This is a genomic window from Alteromonas sp. AWQ4_252 (genome assembly GCF_056158205.1).
Genome location: NZ_JBSWSV010000001.1, coordinates 3,891,937 through 3,912,480 on the forward strand (window position 1 = coordinate 3,891,937; position 20,544 = coordinate 3,912,480).

Sequence of the window (20,544 nt, forward strand, 5' to 3'; positions counted from 1 at the left end):
ATATCTCAGTGCACGTTACCAATATTGCGGTGTCTCGCTTCCAAGCCACAATAAATACCAAATAGCAGAAATCCTGCGCCTACCCCCATAATGAGATACGGGCCAAAGGGTTGCTCCATTAGCGTGGACAGCGCTTGTCGTAGGCCACCCGCCTGGGACGGGTTTGAATTCACAGCCGAAATTACGAAGAAGCTACCTACCAGAATGTAAACGATGCCTCGTGCTGCATAACCCACTCGCCCGGAGCATAAAATACTGGTTTTAACATGGCCGGAAAGGGCTTTAGGAGAGAACTTTCCCATGAAATCCGCTGTTACCGCATGCTTAAATTGCACACAAGCGAAGATCAAAACACAAACGCCAATAGCTGCGACCGCAAAAATGCCCCATTCGTACTGCAACAAATATTCACTGGTTTGCTCGCCGTTGCTCTGACCCGACTTTTTACTGCCGATACTAAGTAAAGTTTTAGCGCCCAAATAGGCAGCACCAAAGTGGAATAAACCAGATACTACGAAAAACATTTGATTGATATAAAACAGGAATCTATTTTCGTCACTTTCTCTTCGGTTATAAAATACCTGTAACCACCGCCACAATGCGTAGCAGGCCAAGCCGACTATCAACAAACCTAAAATTACCTGGCCGAAAGGCTGTTCTTTAAGCGTTGAAAACACGTGTGACTGGGAGGCTTTTTCACGGTTGAGCGTATTTATTACCAACGATAGAATAAAGATACCAAGCATGGAGTACATCACTGTTTTCGCGCTATACCCGGCACGGGCTATGTTTTCATGCAATTTTGAAGTCATGGTAAATGATATATCCCTGGTTAAATAAACGGCGCATTAGATTTGTGAACTTAAGATGCCATCAAGTATCGTTCCATCATTCACACTACTTACGCTTAATAGATGTGACAAACAAACCTCTCTGGTTTACACCTTGCTTTACATCTAATTTAATTTTCTATTCCACGATCCTCAGTCCCCTTTTTCGTCTCTCTGGTGGGACATTATCACTGGCACGAACTACAGAAAGCGACAACAACAAAAAAAGATTAAAATTTAACCAATCCGATATTGACCAAGTGGTCGACCTCTACTATTCTCATTGGGCTTAGAGTAAGCAGTGTTGATGTTCAAGGATTTGCATCCTTGCTTACTATTCTCTAGCCCAATCGTTTACAAGTAACAGTCAAAGGAACGTGCAGTTGTTTGTATTTGCTGGGAAGTCGATTCTTTATAAATGTAAAGTGCCCGGATATCGGCGCGCTTATGCTGCCTGTCGCTTGTAGATTCATCAGACTCTACCATGTTGCATAAGGAGACTAGCATGAGTGCAATGAGTGTTAATGGCCAATTAGTGCCATCAGATCCAGGATTGTCTATCACAGACCAATACCAGGGTCATTTTCTAAAAGTCAGTTTTAGCCAGGAAATCAGTGGCCAGGCGGTATTTTCAAATGATCGCGTTGACGTAGAACCAAACGGTGATTTCAGGTTTTTTGTTCCACCAGGAAATTTAGTGGTAAACGAACTCGTCACTATTGAAGCATTCTCACCGAGTGGCGCAATGATAGGACGACAGACGTATAGTTATGGCAGCCTGAATGCCGCAGATATTAACATTGCTGCTGACGACACCAGCACTCCCATTGAGCTTAAAATAAACCCCCACGTTGTTGAATTCAATGCCTTATCGCCCTCAGTTTCAGCGTTCAAGAAAATAAACGGTCGGGTCATCGATGTATCTGGCGAAAACAAAAACGCTGGCTTACAAATCGTTATCTTTACCCATCATGACAGCCAGCAAAACTTCGACATTTCAGCATACAAGGCAGTTGCAACAACCACCAGTGACAAAGACGGCTATTTTTATGCCCAAGCTAAAAACGGCACCGTTGCCCAGGCTTTTGGCCTTATCGCAGGTTTGGAATCGTCGCCAATTACCATTCCCATTGAAAACAACACCTTGCCGTCAAACATAATTTTGGTTGCCGATTTGTCAGTATTGGATGAGTCAGCATCCTGCGGATGTGATAGTACTGTACCCGGCTTGCCAGACAGCACTGATCTTGTGAACTCATCTTCATTCTCACAAGATCTTGGGGGCACGTGCGTCGATTTTACGGTGCCTAGTCGCACACTCGAAGAATTCAGCTATTTCCAAACGGTGAGAACGACGGAACCGGAAATTCGTGGGTTTACGATTAACAGTAACGATTCAAAAAGAATAAAGAACCAGCTTTTTCAGGTGTCTGAAAGTGCATTTGCTGTGCTTTCCCGGTTAAAAACTTCCTTTGGTTCTTTATCAATTATGCCTTTTACCATCGAACAAGATGACTCCCACGAAGCCGATCTAAAACATCCCTCGACAAACACCGCGGAAATGAAGAGCGTGGAAAAGGCTTATACAAACCTCAATGTTGGCAACACCTATCAGGCAGCGAAACCGCTCACTTCCAATTATGTGTTAAAGCTGGATATTGGCTTTCGAGAGCAATTTAGTTTACGCAGTTCAGAGTTGATTGAAGCCAAACCAGGCTTTCACTATTCAGATGTGATTCAACTGATCCTTGCGCAACGGCGAAGACAAGCCAGATTAAAAGAGCTCCATTTAAAACTGGCCGCAGCGTATTGTGGGAAAAACGGGGTGCAGGAAGAAAAGTCTTTTTGTGAACAATTCGCCGCAGAAGCAGGCATTGATCGCTCTGAACTCCAGTCCATTTTAGGTCATGTTGTGAAGTCTGCAGGTTATGTAAAGTTCGACAGCATTACACAAGCCTCCTACAAAGCCGCTGTAGCAGAAATTGAGATGATCATTGGCAGTCAGCGAATAGACAGTAAAACAGTAAAAAATGCAGCAAAAAAACTTGAAGAAACCATTGTTAACGTCGACAAACAAACTGCAGAATCCGCAGCACAGGAAGTGTTACTCGGTTACCTGCGCAGAATGGCTATCGAACTGGCAAATTATGTCAACAATGAAACGCTGAGTTTTGAACCCTGCCCTATTGCGCCAGTTAAGGAAACCATGGGCATCATGTGTCTGATGCAAAAATTCAATGAGATCCGCAACACGTTAAAGAACACGCGCATTTTTTCTCTGGGTGAAATCATTGAAATTGAAAGCTATTATCAGGTTTTTGTTGACAGTATTTCTGCATTTATCAACCTGCTTGAAGAGTATTACCGTTTTTATATGTCTGGGACCAACTTTGGCGTTGAACTGGTGGACGATTATTTCATTGAAAATTATGATGAAATACGCGCCACACTAACACAACTACGGAGACAAATTAGCGCCAGCCAAAACTACGTGGAACGTCTTAAACAGGCTTATATTCAGAACCATCCAGGCCGGGTAGAACTGTCGGTTGAAAACAGTATTGATTGGGATGACACCCCCACTGTCTATGAAAATACCACCATCGCCCATGGCCATATTTTGCATTTCAAACAACAGTGGAAAGCCGATGGCTATTCTCTGGGTGATTTACTTTACAGTTTGCCGCTTGCCCCTTGTCAGGAAAAACGCATCGCCATTGTAGATTGGGATAGGCAGGAACAAGCGCAAAGAGACGAGTCTCAGGATGTAATAGAACAATTGCAATCGACAATCTCCCGTGACAGAGACATCACCGAAATCATGAACTCTTCCTTAAACGAGAGCATGAACGCCCATTCCAGAAATAAAACCAGCTCTACGTCTGCAGGTATTGGCGGTGGTATCGGAGGGTTCCTTAATGGCGTGGTATTCGGTGTCGCCGGTGGTGTTGCTCATTCAGGCGCTACATCTACAACCACAGCGTCGCAGAACAGTTCAAGAAACTTGAGTGCCAACGCACTAAACAGCTTACAAGATACCACCTCTCAATCTGCTTCTAGTTTAAGAAGCCAACGCAACACGACTGTGCAAAGCGTTCGGCAGGACGAAACCGTTACGGCACAAACAGAAATTGTAAAGAATCACAATCACTGCCACGCCATTACCGTTGAATATTTTGAGGTGCTCAAACACTACGCCATTGAACAAAATCTCGCTGATGTGCAGGAGTGTCTGTTCGTTCCAATGCCCATGAGTGATTTTGACTACGACAAAATACTGCGCTGGCGAAATACGCTGCAGAAAAGTATGTATGGCACCAAATTACGCAAGGGCTTTGGTGCAATAGAGCGCATACAAACCAATTACGTAAACGCCGACTTGCCTAATAGTAGTTATGCTGATGAAAAAATTGAGTCGTTCTCCGGCTATTTCACCATGAGTTTCGAGCTATCCCGGCCTTACATTTCCACCATTGAAGAAGCCACTAAAACAGAAGAATTTGATTTAGGTAGCGTATTCCCATGGTTTGGCGGAATAATGAAATTTAATATTGAACGGGAGCTGACCGACAGTGAAAAAGACGCATTGTTTGAAGAGCAGTACGCCGGTGAAATTGTCCGCAAGTTCATCGACACCCTATCGGTGTTTGCGATCAACGAACAAGGCGTGGAAACGGAAATCAATCTCGATTTCACTTTATTATCGACTTACTCTAAAGGCATGCCACTGAGAATTGGCGTTGCAAGTGCTTCAACACAGAACATTACCCGACGGGAATGCAAGCATTTGCTGATAAGAGCCAACACCGAAGTAAAAAGCTCGTCGCGCATTATTCTTCGTTCCATGTATTTGTCTTATCGAACCCATTACAGCACTGATTACATAGTAAGAAATAACCGCTTAAACAACGATGTTATCAGTACAAATAAGTATCTTGATACTGTGGAAAGTACTGATACTGCACTTATCTATACGCCGATGAATAACAGCGAACTCATCAATCCGAAGAAAGAAGATCAAGAAGCCGCTCAGGCACTGGTTCACTTCTTAAATGAAAACCTGGAGTTCGCTCATAAAGTCATTTGGAGCAGCATGGACGCTAGCAGGTTGTTTGGTTTACTTGATGGTTTTATTGCGCCCAATAGTGGCGGGCGAAGCGTCGCGAGTGTGGTAGAAAACAAAGTCATGGGCGTGGTTGGGAACAACCTGGTCCTTAAAGTCATACCAGGTGAGCGTTTAGACCCTGTGTTCAGAACGGTAGAAGACTTATTCGAATACTACAAACCCACAACCCCTCCCGATCCCTATCGAATCAGCGTTCCCACGAAAGGGGTGTATGCTGAATCAGTGATGGGTAAATGCAACAGTTGTGAAACTATTGACGAAAGTCGCCATTGGCGCTTCACCGAGGTTCCCTGTGGCAACAGTTCCCCGGAAATTAATCCGGTATCCACAGATAGTCGTCGAACAGATCCAGGAGACTTACAAGTTAAGGATCTGCCTGCTAACCTGATTAACTTACAAACGGCACCTGCAGCCCCTGTCCCAACTTCACTTGCTGAAGCGTACAGCTTGCTTGGAAACGGCAATGCATTTAACGATATTACGGGCATCGAGGGTACACAAGCCAATGCATTGGGAGCGCTACAAACCACGTCTAAGCAGGTAACAGATCTGGCGTCTATCTCTAAAGACTTTGCCAACCTGGCGGTTATGGCGAATCAAAAACGAGATGGGACGAAGCAAATCGAACAAATCAAGAAGCTCAATAAGGAAGGCTACCTGAGTGATGAAGACGCCAGTGAACAAATCAAACAGGTGTTAAGTTCATATAATGATGCCGCTAAAAACCTCAGTAAGGCCAAAGATAGCGACAAGGATTCTACTGCCAAACAAATTGCAGAGGAGGCGAAAAAAGGGCTGAACTCTCCTGAACTGGAGGTTGAATATCAGAAGAAATCCTCTGATGGAGAACTAGAAACCATCAAGGTCAGTAAACCTGATGCCAGTAGTTCAACCAGCAATCCCCCCGTCATCGTACTACGTGGGAATACGGCTACTGCAGAAAACAGAGCTTTTAATCCGTCCAGTACAGACACCAGTCTGGCTATACAGGTATCAGCGGATTACAACTATGCGCCGACTGGCGCCACACTAAAATGGACAAGTCCGGATGCGGGAGCTTTGAAGATTGATAACCCTACTGCGAAAACCACCACTATTCGAGGCGTTGTTCCTGGGCTACATGATTTAGATTTAAGTCTTTATGACAGCACCGGTAACGTTATAGCGAGTACAAAACTGAAATTATCTGTACCTCAATGCATTACCATTACCGAAGATGTCGCAGCATTCGATCAAGCTCTTACCGATATAAAGTTGAGCGGGCACAAGCAGGCCATAGTAGATGAAATGAAGCGCGTTACCGCGCATCTTCTAGCTAACGCCAATGTAAGGCTTTACTGGCAAATTCCACCATACGCTGACACTTTGCCGTCTCACGTACCAGCAGGAAATGTGGTAAGTGCCACAATTAAAAATAAAGATCCACAAAATCTGGGCGTTACTTTCGGTGGCGGCTCTGGAGATACTTTCAATGAAACGATTGAATTGTATCCAGGAATGTACAGTGAACCCAGTGCCATCGACGTGGATACAGAAACCCAAGCGTTAATAATTGAATTGGATGACGCTATTGCGTCAGATCCAGCCTTGATTAATATTGCAACAACCATTTATGGACGGTTAGTTGGCGAAACCCTCAGCCATGAAATCGGACATGCTTTACTTTGGGACGACATTCCAGCAGACGGGCACAACTCTCCTGCCATTGAGAACGATTTGATGAACAGAGGTGTCGATCGTCTTTTCACCCAACGCACAGGCATGGAAAACGAAGTTAAGACCAGCCCTGTTCAAGCCGATCATTATGTTGATCACGGTTTAAATAGAATTGGCGGTTTCCAGGCTGTAAACCAACAAATGATTGATGATCAGTGGCCAGTTCCACCTGCCCTGGTATAAATATCTTAGTCAACTAAATCTGCAGAGGGGGGCCAGCTCCCCTCTGCTTTATTTGCCCTAAAAAGCTTCCGGCGAGCCTTCGTTATAGCCAGAAAATCACCGCAGTATTTAATCATCATCAAACAGTTTCCTGCAATATGCAGTAATATCATGCAAGTACAGGGACTTATCGAAATTTATAATTTTTTAATTAATTCAATCAGTTGAAAGAAAAAGAATAAAAACTTAAAACTTTTCAATATTATTTGCATCCATTTGAATCCTTCGTGCGTTTGGCTTGTTGAACAGGGCGTGAGCAGCACTTATCGCCTTCCTGGCGAAAAAAGCGTCTCTTCATCATAAAACACGAACGGAGATAAGAATGGGATTCAGTAAAACAACACAGCGCAAATTTACATTATCACTTCTGACAACTGCGATGGTCTTTGCCCTAAGTGCCTGCGACGGGGACGATGGCTCAGATGGAGTAGATGGTGCTCCGGGACAAGATGGCGCGCCAGGTCAGGATGGAATGCCGGGGTTCACGTCCTCTACCTTCCTTGTAGCGAATAACGGCGACGACAATCGTGATACCGTCACAACAATTGACCAAAACGCAAACGCCCTGAGTACTGTGACTACCGGTGCCAACGAAGGTATTGTTTTCACGCAAAGTGGAGCCGTAGTTCAAGCTGGCGACAGTGGTTTACCGCTGCTAACTACTCTGTGCAAATTTGATAATCAAGCCATTAGTATGGACATGAACCTCCAAATCACAGGGTCAACTACCGGGCTAGTGAACCCCAAAGGTATCGCATTTGCTGAAGATGCGGGGCTCATTATGGTTGCAGACTTTAACGGTCAGAAGATAAGTGTTTTCGGCAGTCAGGCAGCGGGAGATGTTGCTCCTGTTGCTGAAATTATGACGTCTGCTAAGCCGTGGGATCTTGCTTATGACGAACAAAGTGACAGGTTATTTGTTGCATTGACTGACGGTACGCTTGCTGTATACGATGATGTGGCAGAGTCTGGTTTTGCTCCCTCTGTGATGCGCGCAGTGGTACCCTCTGATGCAGACGGAAATCAAATCTCAGTTAACCTTCACGGTATTGTTTACGAAGAAATGTCAGACCGTATGATACTCTCCGACGTAGGTGATGCTGCAGTTGCAGACGACGGTCAGATATTCGTGCTTGAAAACGTATCTTCAGCAGATGGTGCAGTGGTACCCACCAGAAGTATCGGTGGTGCATCAACGCAACTAGGTAACCCTGTGGATATCGTACTCACAGGTTCCGACTTACGTGTAGCGGAAAAGTCTAACGATGCCATTCTGGTTTTCTCTAATATCTTCAGCGGTGAGAGTGGCGATGTAGCGCCCACCTTGTCAACGCCGTCAACGAAGCCTGAGTCGCTGGCAGAGTTAACCGATATAGAAATCATGATGGACGCCTCTGATGATGGCATAACAACCATGCCTATTATGGGTCTGTCTGTTTCCAGCAACCCCTCCTCTGATAGCGAAACCACAGGACAGGTTGCCATGTACAGTACGGTATTATCGAGCCAGCTAAGTACCTTTGACAGTGGAATGAGTATTGAAAGTGCATCTTATACTGCCAGTGGCGATGGGGTAATTACCTTTGATGATCCGGATACGACTACCGGAGGTCTCATTGTTGTCAATCGCCTAAAAACGATGCGCGATGGTATGATGTACAGCGATAGCTACGACCATATGATAGTTGGCAGCGACACGGGATTGATTGCACCTAAAGGCCTTGATATCGCATCAAATGAAGGCCTCGTTTTCGTCGCAGACGTAAATGAAGCAACACCTGCCGTTCGCGTATTTTCACCTTGTGCATCGGGTAACGTTGCCCCCTTATTAACATTGGAAGCCGACGCCGGTGCCCGTCCATGGGACGTAGATTACGACCCCGCTTCTGACAGCGCATATCTGGCCCTGACTAATGGAACAGTAGCCGTTTTTGAAGATGTAGTGCAGCGAATGATGGGTGGAGAAACCGAACTAATGGGAGAAGATCGCCTTATAATTCCAGCCTCCGCAGGGACGGCCTTTAGTGCACCAACAAACATTCATGGTATAGATTACGACAGTCAGAGCGACAGTCTAGTGATTTCAGATGTTGGCAGTGCGGCCGATGCGACGGACGGTAAATTATATGTCATACCTGGCGCAGGCAATGCCGACGGGCTAACGAATGTGTCCGTGAATATAGCTGGGCCTAATTCAATGTTAGGTAACCCGGTAGATCTTATGCTGAGTAATGGTCACGTGTATGTTGCTGAGAAGTCGAACGGGATGATCCTTCGTTTTGACAACATCCTGAACTCAGCTTCGGGAGATATAGCTCCGACGTTCAGCACCATGTACCCGGCGCCTGAGTCAGTCAGCATACTGCTCAATAACTAAGGCAATAATGACGCCGGTGTCACTGTACTGGGTAAGTCCTGCACCGGCGTTAACTATGCGCTGTTCCCAATGAGTAATTATCAGAAAGTCCAGCGCACATTCAACATTTCTATCTCTTTATGCATAGACGTGTTAAGGCGCAGCTATTACCTACCCCTTGTGCAAACGCGCACTCACCAAAGCAATAAGTTCCTGCTTGACTACAGGTTTAGCTATATGTCCCTGCATACCCGCATCTAAACAGTACTTTTTATCTGCTTCCATGGCGTTAGCCGTCATCGCCAAAATAGGAATACTGTCCCACTCGGGGTTATTGCGAATATGCTCGGTGGCTTCAATGCCGTCCATAATAGGCATTTGCATATCCATTAAAATAAGGTGCGGTTTAAACCCGCTTTCTAACAGGTCTACACACTCTTTTCCATTCTCGGCGAACTTCACAATAGCGCCCGCCTCTTTTAGCATAGAGCCTGCCACCTGCTGATTTATCGGGTTATCTTCGACCACAAGAATAAGTGTTTTAATAAGACGCTTTTCGTTATTCTCTATTCGCTTTTCATCTGTTGAAGTATCGTTTTCAGCATTACAAGACGCGACAGTATCGTACAACGTAGAAGGTGTGAATGGCTTACAAAGAAGCTCATCGAATAAAACAAGGGTGTTGTTGTCAAACCCCTTACTGTTATGGGAAACGATGACTAAGTGTGTGGTTTTTTCTTGCGCCTTTTGCCAGTTTAATAACGCCTCTTTATTAATTTCTTCCAAGATAGCCTCGTCAATTAAGATTACCCTCGGTAAGCTATTGGACGTTTTGTGCGATGACAGTTCTTCTATGCTTCTGGCTGCAAAAGAAGGCCATCCGAGTACCGAGCATTGACGCTTAATACCGGTTTCTACATTCACATTCTGGGTAAAAATAATGGCTTGGTATACGGCTAAGTCTTGTTCTGACAATAGCGCTTCCTGTTCTCTACTGGCTTTTTTCAGTTCTACGTTGAAATGAAATTTGCTGCCCCTGCCAAGCTGGCTGACCACACCAATCTTGCCGTTCATCATCTCGACAAGTTGTTTAGCGATACTCAGTCCAAGCCCGGTGCCGCCAAACTTGTTATTGGTATCTCTGCTCGCTTGGGTGAAAGCGCTAAACACCTGACTAGCTTGCTGCTCAGTCATACCTATGCCGGTATCCTGAACTTCAAAGCCCAATTGAACAATGTCGTCATGATCCGAAAGCAAATCCACTCTTAAATTTACTTCTCCACGAGAGGTGAACTTCACAGCATTGCTAATGAGGTTACTGATGATTTGGTTAAGCCTTACTGCATCGCCTATAACATGTTTAGGACACGTAGGATCAACATCAATCCATAACTCAATATGTTTACCATAAGCAGCACGACTCATCATCTTGCCAACCTGGTTTAGCAAGCTATCGAGGCGAAATGGAGCCTCAACCATATCGAGCTTACCCGCTTCAATTTTCGAAAAATCGAGCACATCATCAATAATGCGGCTTAACAAAGAAAAGCTCGTGATCGCTTGTTCTAAATTGTCGTTTATCGTTTTGTAATTCCGCTCACCCTGTGTAATTTGCAGTAAACCATACACGCCATTCATCGGTGTTCGGATTTCATGAGACATTCTTGCAAGAAAATCTGCTTTTGCTTTTTCTGCGTTGTTAGCTTTATTTTTCGCCGAAATGGCCAATTCTTTTTCCAGATGTAACTGGCGGAGCAATCGAATCAAGGTATAAGCCAGCCCGAGCGAAAATAAAACGGCCACAATAAAACCAGTGCAGATAAACAGTTTCGTGCGCTCCACGTAAGCCACGACATCAGCCGGTTTTTCCATGACCAACCAATAATACTCATCTTCAATATCTGTAAAGTCCGTATTGTCGTTACTCACAGGAATAACGCCATAGCTAAACCGTGATAAGAACGCTACATCCGGGATATCAGCTTCAGTCCCGTTGAATCGATTTTTGAAACCCGGGAATTGCATGCTAACTTGATTTTGTGGTTTATCGAGCAACCATCCCCAGGCACTATCGTCTGGAGACGCAAGGAAAAAGCCCTCGGGATTAATAAGCCAATGGGCGACATTCATTTGAAGCTTGTTCAGACGAGCAAATACGTCACGGAGATCAAAATTAAGTACAATTAAACCGACCACCTCCCCGTTGACGCGGTATTTGGCGACGCTGCGTATTGTCGGGCGATAAGGTAGCTCTATAACGCCCCGTTCCTTGTTCAAATCTAACGGCGATATGTAAAAGTCTTTTGCCGATTCTACGGCCTCAATAAAATAATACCGGTTAGCTTTGTTCTGTAGCTCTTGTGTTTCTCGCCAAATTAATCTGTTTGACGACTTATCTGCCCTGAGCTGCTCTTGTCCATCCAGTGTTATATAGCGAATTTGTTGTAATGCAGGGTACACGTCAAACAGTGCAGACCAATGTGACGTCAAATAACCCTTCGCCTTTTCATCAGATAATGCGTCATTTATCAGCACACTTTTACTTTCCTGAATGGCAATCGCGCTTGCTTCAGAAATAACGTTATTAATTTGATGCTGGAAGTCAGTTTGCAACATATCAAACTGCTGACTAATGGCAGTTTCATTGAAGCGTTTTGTTTCCATCCATAGAATATTGGCAAGTAAGGCCAGGATACCTATAAAGAAAAAGCAAAAAATAAAAATGAAGCACTCAGATTTCGAAACTTTATTGAACACAAGGGATCTCTTAGGGTTAATACCAAGCCTGCCAACATAGACTAAAGTATAACACCCAATTTATATCATGATGCTGTGTATTTGCGTTAAGTGTCAGAAATTAGGTGCTTATGCGCATCATGAGGTGCGTGTGTTTTGGAAAACAGATTAGCAAGACCCTATGATAATTTTTGGCAGCTTTTCCATAAGGTATGATGGAAGTTTAATTAGTTGAATGTCTGTAATTTGATATTTTGCAATATTTGTTAATAACTGCTTTGTGGCATTCGCGATGCAAAACCCGTAAATTAGGAGATTCATTTAATGCAGTAGAGTGTTTGATGTCGCATACAAGCAATAAGTCACATGCGTGGCTCATAAGGTGGTATTGGGCGGTCTTTAATTTTATCGCCTCAGATAGATTAAAACAAAACGATCTCGACCCCAGGGTGATGCATGCGCATCTCATCACCGTATTATGTACCGGCATATTCATGTGGACTTACGTAGTAATATCGTTTGTATTCATGAGTAGCGCCGCACCGAAGATCATTAGCCTTGTCGCATCAATAATACATCTGCTTACCCCATTGCTTTTTCGCTTTTCCAACCGGGTATTTGTCATTGCCAACATCATGCTTGCCGCAGGCATGAGTCATCAATTGGTGTCTGCTGTTTACTCAGGAGGCTTCAATAGTTACATCCTTATCTGGTTTGGTATTTTGCCCACGCTGGCGGGGATCATCACAGGTATGCGTGGGTTAATGGTCTGGGCAACCATTACAACCAGCGTATGTGCCACATTGTTGATAATGGATGTTTCCGGCTTTGACTTTCCAGGCAACGGCGCTGGTAATATGACACCCATTTTTCAGTCGATTATGGTTTTTGGATGGATTTTTATTAACACCATCATGATGTACGCTCACCTGATTATGCAACAGCGATATGAACGCAAACTGGCTGCTCAGCATGGGAATGTCAGTATGCTGCTCAAGGTGATGACTCACGATATGAGCCCACCGCTAGCCAGTATCTCTGCCGCTACTTGGGCACTCAAAGCCGATAAAGACGCGTTGGAAAGACACATCGACAACATCGAAATAGCGAGTCAGTCGCTTACTGACATGACAAAACGGGTTCAGCAAATGTATATGCTGGCAAATGAACCTTTGAATATAAACAAGCAGCGCTATTGCCTGGCAGACTGCGTAAGCGTTCTACTCTCACTTTTCAACGCAAAGTTAGATCATAAATCATTAAACTTTAACTACGATCCAGAGAAATTATCGAAGATATATGTGTGTGTGGATCCAGGTGTTTTCACGCATCAAATCATGGCGAACTTACTGTCGAATGCCATCAAATTCTCTTACGAGTCCGGCGAGATAACCCTTGAGGCAGCACAAGACAACGACGTTGTGAAAATTACCCTCACCGACGGTGGTGTCGGCATACCCAGTGAAAAGCTGGAACACTTGTTCACCGTGGAAAAGAATATATCGACACCAGGCACAGCTTCAGAGCTGGGTCTTGGTTATGGCTTAACTATCGTGAAAAACTTTGTTAACAGCTTTGGTGGCGAAATAAACGCGATATCACCACCGCCCGAAAAAATCGATAAACCCGGGAATACAAGTGCCCAGGGAACTTGTTTTACGATTACCCTACCCAAGGGTTAACACCTTTTCAGTGCTATTTGGTGTTACGGGAATTATCTGTTTCAAGCCACTTGGCAATAAGCGTGGCGATACGCTTGTGATCATTTTCACTTAACTGCATAAGCAAATCCCCAGAAGTAGGTTTATACCCTGCCCTGGCTTGTCCTTTCGCCATTATACGTGAGAACGGCGAGGTTTTACGTTTCACTTTTGACGGTTTGTTCATCACTGGACTCTTTCGACTATTCACCAAACTGACATCAGACGGTAAAACCGTTTAGGTGTAACCAAGCTACACAGATTAGTTAATTGGCACATAAGGTAGTAAATAAAGCTGAAGCGGTTAAAAAGTTCAATAATAGCTGCCAACAAATCATCTGCTAATGGTACTGATATTTACGCTTAACTTCATCGGTCTGACGTTTGGCCTCCATCTGTACCTTTTGCATATCCGCTTGAAAATCCATCATTATCTTGTTTCTCTGCTGGGCGCTGTTTGCACTATTTAAATCTTGCTTTAGGTCTGCCTGCTTTTGCTCCATGAGTTGGGTGTAAGAGTCAGACAAGGCTTCAAGCTCTTTTACCATTGCCTGCTGTTTTTGTTGGGGGCTTAGTTGTGATGACGCAGTTTGTTCAACCTCTACCGGTTCATTTCTCCTATTACTGGGTTCATCGGTATTGTTCGGAGAAATAGGAACTGGCGAGTCTTGTTCGAAAGCGACTTCGGATTCTGATGAGCTAACCGACACTGATGATTGGGGATGTTCTGGTTCTCGATCTTGCTCTGATTCTAGCTCTGAGGGAAGCTTAACGGGAGCGTCTAGAGTTTTTTTTGCCATTTGCAGTTGCGTAAACCGGATAAGATTTTGCTCAAACTGTTTTACTTCTTTGCTGTTACAGTCGTAGTTGCGCTGCATACTTTCTAAGCCTTCCAGTAGTAGTCGATAGCTGGTTGTTAGGCTTTTTTTATTTTTCGATGGTGCGCCCATGTAAGTGGGGCCGATACGGTCACGAAGATCGACAAACTCAGCGTTAGTCTTATAGGTCACCTGCTTTTGCTCACCGGGCTCTGAATCTATACTGCCATCAAAATTGATTGTTAAACTGGAGTCAACGGTTTCAACAAATGTTTTGGCGCTGGCGTTTGTGGCAAAGCACTGCTCTCCCCACTTAGGGTAATCATACATATACTTGTTGGCGGCCATTACCATCAGGCCCACACCATATTGATGATTGGCAATGCGTTTGAGAAGATTAACCACTGCGGCTTGATCGGAAGAAAGCTTCCCGAACCGGGAATCAAACTCTTTTTGGTGACGCAGTTCTGCCTGCTTTAGGAGCGTGCTGTCGCCACGATAAATAGCATTGAGCAGAGTACCCGCAGGTAAGTCACAAAATGGGAGATCTTCACACCGGGCTCCAAAGTGATTCTGTTCTTTTCGTTGTTCGTACGCTTGAGCCTCATCATAAGCACGGTAATCAACCACCCTTGGGTACGTAAGTGTGAGATATTGTTCAGCTTTGGTCAGTGGTTTAAATTGGAAAGTATGGCTATCCCAGGGCTTTTCACTTCCAAGCTGCGCGTTATAGACCCGAGCTTTCGTCGCCTCTTTACACTTCTCGCGCAATAGTCTGTTCAAAGTAGCGCCGACGACTTCTTTATACTGTCCATGAAAAGCGCTCTCCCGTTCTTCACTACTGCCCGGGTAATAAACGTCGAACGAACGCTCGATACAATATTCTGGGCTTCTGGCGTAAATCGTTAAATTTTCATCTTGATATAACGGCTGACGTTGAGCCAAAAACCCCTCTGCGTCCATCCCTTCAGAAATAGCCATTGTACTTAACTGATTAGCTAACTGCTTTAAACCATCCGTACTTCTCATTGCGTCATTCACTGATTGGTATTTCTGCTCGCTTAACCACGTATTGAAAGGATTTCTCAGCATTATGCGCTCACTCTTTCCGGCTTGACCGCTATCAACACAGAAGGTGCGATCAAGGTAAGAGCTTGAACCATACGGGGTAACTCGCAATGTAAAACTGCCCCATTGAGGATAGCCATCGCGGGGTTGGTCACAAACCGGTTGTTTAGGAAAATACCCTAGCTCATACCAGTAACCTTTAACTTCGTAGTAATCCACACTGGGCTTATCTGCATTGGCATTCATCTTTTTTGAAAACGATTCTCCCACCAACTTACCGTCGAACTTCGGGCCATAAATTCCGCGTACGGTATCTTCATCTATCCACAGCAGAGCACGTCGAAATACCAAACCGCCTTCAACGGCTACGGCTCCTTGTTGATGCAGTTCAGCAATTTTTCCATCACCAAACCACACCATTTTTTTTGCCGCCCAATCATCCGCTTTGTGCATTTCAAGACGCCACATGGCAGGCCCAGTGGGCTGTTCTTTTTTTCCACCAAATACCCGGACGTGCACGGTTTCCACATCTGCACATTTCGCCAAAACGTACTTGATGGAATCATGTAGATAAGCAATAACCTCCGCTTTTTTATCGCGAAGCAATGCTGGCCCCATATAACCAACATCTACCCCAACTCTTGGCGCACAAATGCCCGTCCAGTATAGAGACCAACTATCTCCTTTAGTACCATAAGGCGCACGTACATTGGCTTCTGGAATAAATTCCATCGCACTGTTGGCAGCGGCAGATAGCATTACTGAAGTGATAAAGACGAGAAGAGTGATTTGCCTGGTCATGATATCCCTCTCATGTTTGACCAATTCGATGCAGCAAGTTTAGCACAAAAAATGCGCATTATATCTACTGGAACGCTTGCCATTGTAAGGCAAGCGCCACAGCAGTTGTGGGGAATTTACTGACGGACTTTACAGCTTAATCACATTGTCGCCGCTGTCTCTGTCGATCATTTTAACGAAAGGATCCACCCCCACATATACAGGCTTCTCGTCCACTGTCACCGTAATGGTATTTTCGCCTGTAACAAGTTTGTGCTTTTGGTTGTAAAGCACTTCAGTACTTCCAGATACATCTTCAGGGTCGCCGGTAAACAGTGCAATGTCGATGTATTCATTTACGGAGCTTTCAGTTTCGCGGCCCGCACCGTCGGCGTCATATTTAGCCGCTGAGACTGTCATGCTCACTTACATAAAAAAATATCAACACGCTTATCACTATTATAATCTTTATAGTCACCACCTCTGAAAGGCAAGCCTCCCAATGTTTGGGAAAAAACCTTGTATTCTTCCTTCAAAACGTTAGCCACTTTTTCGGCTCTTACCTTAGCAAGATTCAGATTGTAGTCGGCCTTTCCTTCATATGAAGCCATTCCTACAGCTAATAAATAACTAAACTCCATGGATTTTAAGCTATTGAGTTCTCTTATCAGCTGGACTGCCTGATCCTCGTATACTATAGGATTATCGTAAGGCTCTCGAAATATAAACCTTATTACTTGAGAGCTTTTAACCGTTTTGCAAGGTAAGTAAGTATCTAAAAGAATACTTGCATTATCTACTTTTTCGCTTTCCACACTTAAACGATCATATATAACGAGAGGCAAAAATTTTTCTTCGATAGTATTGGGAGGAGTGTTGACTAACTGAGTAAAACAACTATCGTTGTCCTTACCTTTTGAATGGCACAAAACCTGAGCTCTATCCAATACCATCAGCTTCGAATTAGGACCATTTGCACGACATTTTTCTTTAGATGTACATATAATAAAAAATGCGGCTCGGGCACTTGTTCCGACAAGCATGGTCTTTTCGATTTTATCTTTTTGGTTGGTAACAACGTATTCATCCTGAATTATTTCTTCGGCTTTAGCCATCCCTCTACGACAACCGTAATATACTGTTATAGTCATACAAATTATAATCAATATAAACAACGTTTTTCCGGGAGATATACGAGCAGTAACACTTAGCTTAGAACCTTCCCGGCCTTCTGCAATATCATTGAGTAAAGTCCTGCATGACCTATTTAACAATACGCTTGAAATATACAAAAAAGGAAAAATAATAAAAAAAGGAATCAATCCAGCGTCGAAATAATCTTCTACAACCCAATAATCTAAAATCCATAACTCTTTAAAGTGATAATAATATGGAATACTAAAGCAAGCACCTGATGCTGCGATTAAAGAAAGAGCGACTGATGCGGACTCGACACCACTCTTGTCTGACAAAACCCTCAGAAAACTGATTGCCGGATCATTAGCTTTGCGACAAACAACTTTTAGTGTCCTATTTAAACCTTCAAGCTTCTTAATTCTTTTATCGATGACATGACTGAGACGTTCGTGTTGCCTTTCAATATCTGAAGGTTTAACTTTACTTAAAAAATCTTTAGCTTTTCCGTCATCTATTCTGATAAGAAGTAATTTTACATCTTGATAAAGAATATTGCTTAACTGTGAAATTTTTTTAGATATTATCCCCTCCTTTAATTCAGGCTTATTCGAAAGAAGCAAGTATACTTCTCTTAACTCTCTGCTAGTATTGAGCAATAACTTAAATTCATCCAATAGTTTTTTCTGATTTTTATATACACGAGCACTATCAAGCAACCTTCTTGGTGAGTTCCATGTACTGAATTTTTGATTAACCCTTTCAATTACTTCTTCATGATAGTTCAATTGACTATCAGTTAATAATCCTCTAGTTTTATTCTTCAGTTTTTTCAAAATACAATGAAGCCGCTCAATCTCCTCAATCAACCTAGCTTCTTCGACTCTATTTCCAGGTAAATGACGGAAAAAAAGAAAAAATCGAAAAACCCATCCTTTATGATCACTTTCTTTTTCATCCCTATCCTCACCCTGCTTTAACGAATTCAAATATTCTGAAGTCAACTCAGAAAGAGTATTTGAATTTTCAAAATCCATTTTATACCCACCCGTTTAAAAGTTAAGCACACCCACTCCTAGAAAGCTAAAAAAAACTAATCAAAAAACTAATTACCTGTCAACTTAAAAAATAAAAAAATATAAATTTTAACAATTTAGTACTAATTAATAATTTCATTAGAAATAAGAATTAATAAAGCGCACGAATTCAACGCAGAAATTCCCTACTCATTATAGTTACGCTTTAAAGATGAGCCCATGTCACACTATTAGTGTACAATTGTAGTATTGGATTTATTGATAGTATCTAGATTTGCAATAACAAATTATGGGCCAAATTTGCTGTGCTCTTTACATGGCAGACATACCTTGAGACAAACGACAGCTTCTCTTTATCCGCTAACGGGCCCGTTCTTGTTATCAAATAAATGAAGAGGATGTTTTGAAGTAGACTAGAAACGCTTCTCGCCATCTCTATGAGTCCAGAGATATTCAGCTGTCTTAGAAATTATGCACTCTTCCCTTTTACGTAGCTCCTGGAGGGTCGTGTTTCGAAATTGTTCATCGATGCGACAATACCCTTGGCTTTTCATAGTGTTGATTCAGGATGCCATGTTTGCGAGACTTAATTTCACCTTGTTGCCGGTTTCACTCTGACCGCGGTACAACTTTTTTCTATTCCGTGATACCGTAATTTATAGGCTACCACAAACACTTAATTTCACTTTACTTTAGTAAACGATAACAATAACGAGATCTCATAGCCCATACACTTTTCCTATTTTTAGTGCTTAAATATCCAACGGTTGGTGCTTACAGGATATGTTCTTATCTAGCGCTGCTGGCCGCGAGTTGAATGATGGAATAATAATGGAGCAATGATGAAGTTTGCTATTGGCATGTTTATGTTTTTGCTTGTTGTGCAAGCTGCAAATGGCGTAGTTCTCAGAGGCGAATCGAGAGAGCAGATTACGTCTCCCAAAGATGACAGAGCAAAAAAAATTGGCCTTTTGGAAGCATGGAATAATGCCAGACCAAACCATAGAAGTTACTGTTCTGCTTCAAACGTCTCAAAGCGCTATCTTATCACCGCAGCACATTGTGTGGTTGATATCGCCACCGGCAAAGTGTTTGACAACGTGGTTTATTATCCCAGGCACGTACATGAAAAAACCCGTTCTCCCAGCAGGATTTTTATAAAAAAAGGTTATCTTCTCAAACAATATTTGAATGAGAATAAGAAACTTGTTTTTGATGGTAACGCATCGCTAAGTGCTATCACCAAACCCATGATCGAAAATGATATCGCCCTATTAGAAGCGTTCAGTGATGCCCATCAAAAGCATGCAGGTGAGCGATATGGTTGGTTTGGTTTTCAATCTGTGCCCGATAGTGTCTATTCCCAGGACATCCTGGATGTCAGCATGCGGTCTTATCCGGGCGATAAAGAACAAGGGACGTTGTGGTACGAAGACTGTTACCTCATGCACAATCAGGGAAACATTGGAAAAATTAGCTGTGATGTTTGGCGTGGTGCGAGCGGCGCTGCTATTACTATGAAAAAAAGAGATTGGAAGTATTCGAAGGTAGTCGCAATAGCATCTGCAGAAAATGGTAAAGACAAAGTAAACCAGGTTACTCTACTTACACGCCCAATTGCGGAGGACATTCTGGCTATCATTTCTCGGAATGCTAATGCAGTCGAATTGTTTGAGACGGCTTACTTCAATACAGAACCTTTCTACTATTTTTATGTGCAAAATCGCTGCGATAAAGAAATTAAAGTGGCTACCAGAATCCAGAAGCCTGATGGCAACTGGGCCACTTATGAAAACTACAACATAGGGCAAGATCAAAGAACACGGAGTCTTCCAGGTTCTAACAATGCTATTTATTATTACTTCGCTCAATCTCAAGATGGAAGTGACTGGTGGGGCGATGAGGTTGATGGCGTGAAAAAAGTGGCATTTGGAGAAAAGCGATGGTTCTTCCGGAAAGAGCTCCCTAAAGAAGAAAATGTTAGATGGGGCGACTATTACAGGCAAGTCACATGTGATTAA

General features: G+C 43.4%; 10 protein-coding genes. 4 read left to right on the forward strand and 6 right to left on the reverse strand.

Translation table 11 applies throughout. The features are described from left to right. Positions 1-5 precede the first annotated feature (5 nt). Positions 6-812 carry a DUF1206 domain-containing protein gene (locus ACXACM_RS17110; RefSeq protein WP_474823254.1) on the reverse strand — a complete coding sequence of 269 codons (807 nt, stop codon included), beginning with the start codon at positions 810-812 and terminating at the stop codon, positions 6-8. A gap of 523 nt (positions 813-1,335) precedes the next feature. On the opposite strand from ACXACM_RS17110, the gene ACXACM_RS17115 reads away from it, so the two are divergent. Together ACXACM_RS17115 and ACXACM_RS17120 are read left to right on the forward strand one after the other, a co-directional pair. Then, entirely contained in the window at positions 1,336-6,855 is a 5,520-nt protein-coding gene (locus tag ACXACM_RS17115; protein WP_474823255.1) for a hypothetical protein, read from the forward strand. Positions 6,856-7,216: 361 nt separating this feature from the next. After that, complete coding sequence (locus tag ACXACM_RS17120; protein WP_474823256.1) at positions 7,217-9,271, forward strand: YncE family protein; 2,055 nt, start codon at positions 7,217-7,219, stop codon at positions 9,269-9,271. Between the two features lie 150 nt (positions 9,272-9,421). Here ACXACM_RS17120 and ACXACM_RS17125 read toward each other — a convergent pair whose 3' ends face one another. After that, positions 9,422-12,007: an ATP-binding protein gene (locus tag ACXACM_RS17125; RefSeq protein WP_474823257.1), complete on the reverse strand. Its 2,586-nt coding sequence runs from the start codon at positions 12,005-12,007 to the stop codon at positions 9,422-9,424. 473 nt (positions 12,008-12,480) lie between these two features. On the opposite strand from ACXACM_RS17125, the gene ACXACM_RS17130 reads away from it, so the two are divergent. Beyond that, positions 12,481-13,668, forward strand: a complete 1,188-nt coding sequence (locus ACXACM_RS17130; RefSeq protein WP_474823258.1) for a sensor histidine kinase — start codon at positions 12,481-12,483, stop codon at positions 13,666-13,668. 13 nt (positions 13,669-13,681) lie between these two features. On the opposite strand, the gene ACXACM_RS17135 is transcribed toward ACXACM_RS17130, so the two are convergent. The 4 genes from ACXACM_RS17135 to ACXACM_RS17150 form a co-directional block, all read right to left on the reverse strand. Continuing rightward, positions 13,682-13,873 (reverse strand): hypothetical protein, encoded by a 192-nt coding sequence (locus tag ACXACM_RS17135; protein ID WP_474823260.1) that lies wholly within the window; start codon positions 13,871-13,873, stop codon positions 13,682-13,684. A gap of 154 nt (positions 13,874-14,027) precedes the next feature. After that, positions 14,028-16,373, reverse strand: coding sequence for a hypothetical protein (locus ACXACM_RS17140; protein ID WP_474823261.1), 2,346 nt, complete (start codon positions 16,371-16,373; stop codon positions 14,028-14,030). 129 nt (positions 16,374-16,502) lie between these two features. After that, the gene (locus ACXACM_RS17145; protein ID WP_474823262.1) at positions 16,503-16,772 is read right to left on the reverse strand and encodes a hypothetical protein; all 270 of its coding nucleotides are present in this window, start codon (positions 16,770-16,772) and stop codon (positions 16,503-16,505) included. Between the two features lie 2 nt (positions 16,773-16,774). Next, entirely contained in the window at positions 16,775-18,523 is a 1,749-nt protein-coding gene (locus ACXACM_RS17150; protein WP_474823263.1) for a hypothetical protein, read from the reverse strand. An 842-nt stretch (positions 18,524-19,365) separates the two neighbouring features. On the opposite strand from ACXACM_RS17150, the gene ACXACM_RS17155 reads away from it, so the two are divergent. Next, positions 19,366-20,544: a trypsin-like serine peptidase gene (locus ACXACM_RS17155; RefSeq protein ID WP_474823264.1), complete on the forward strand. Its 1,179-nt coding sequence runs from the start codon at positions 19,366-19,368 to the stop codon at positions 20,542-20,544.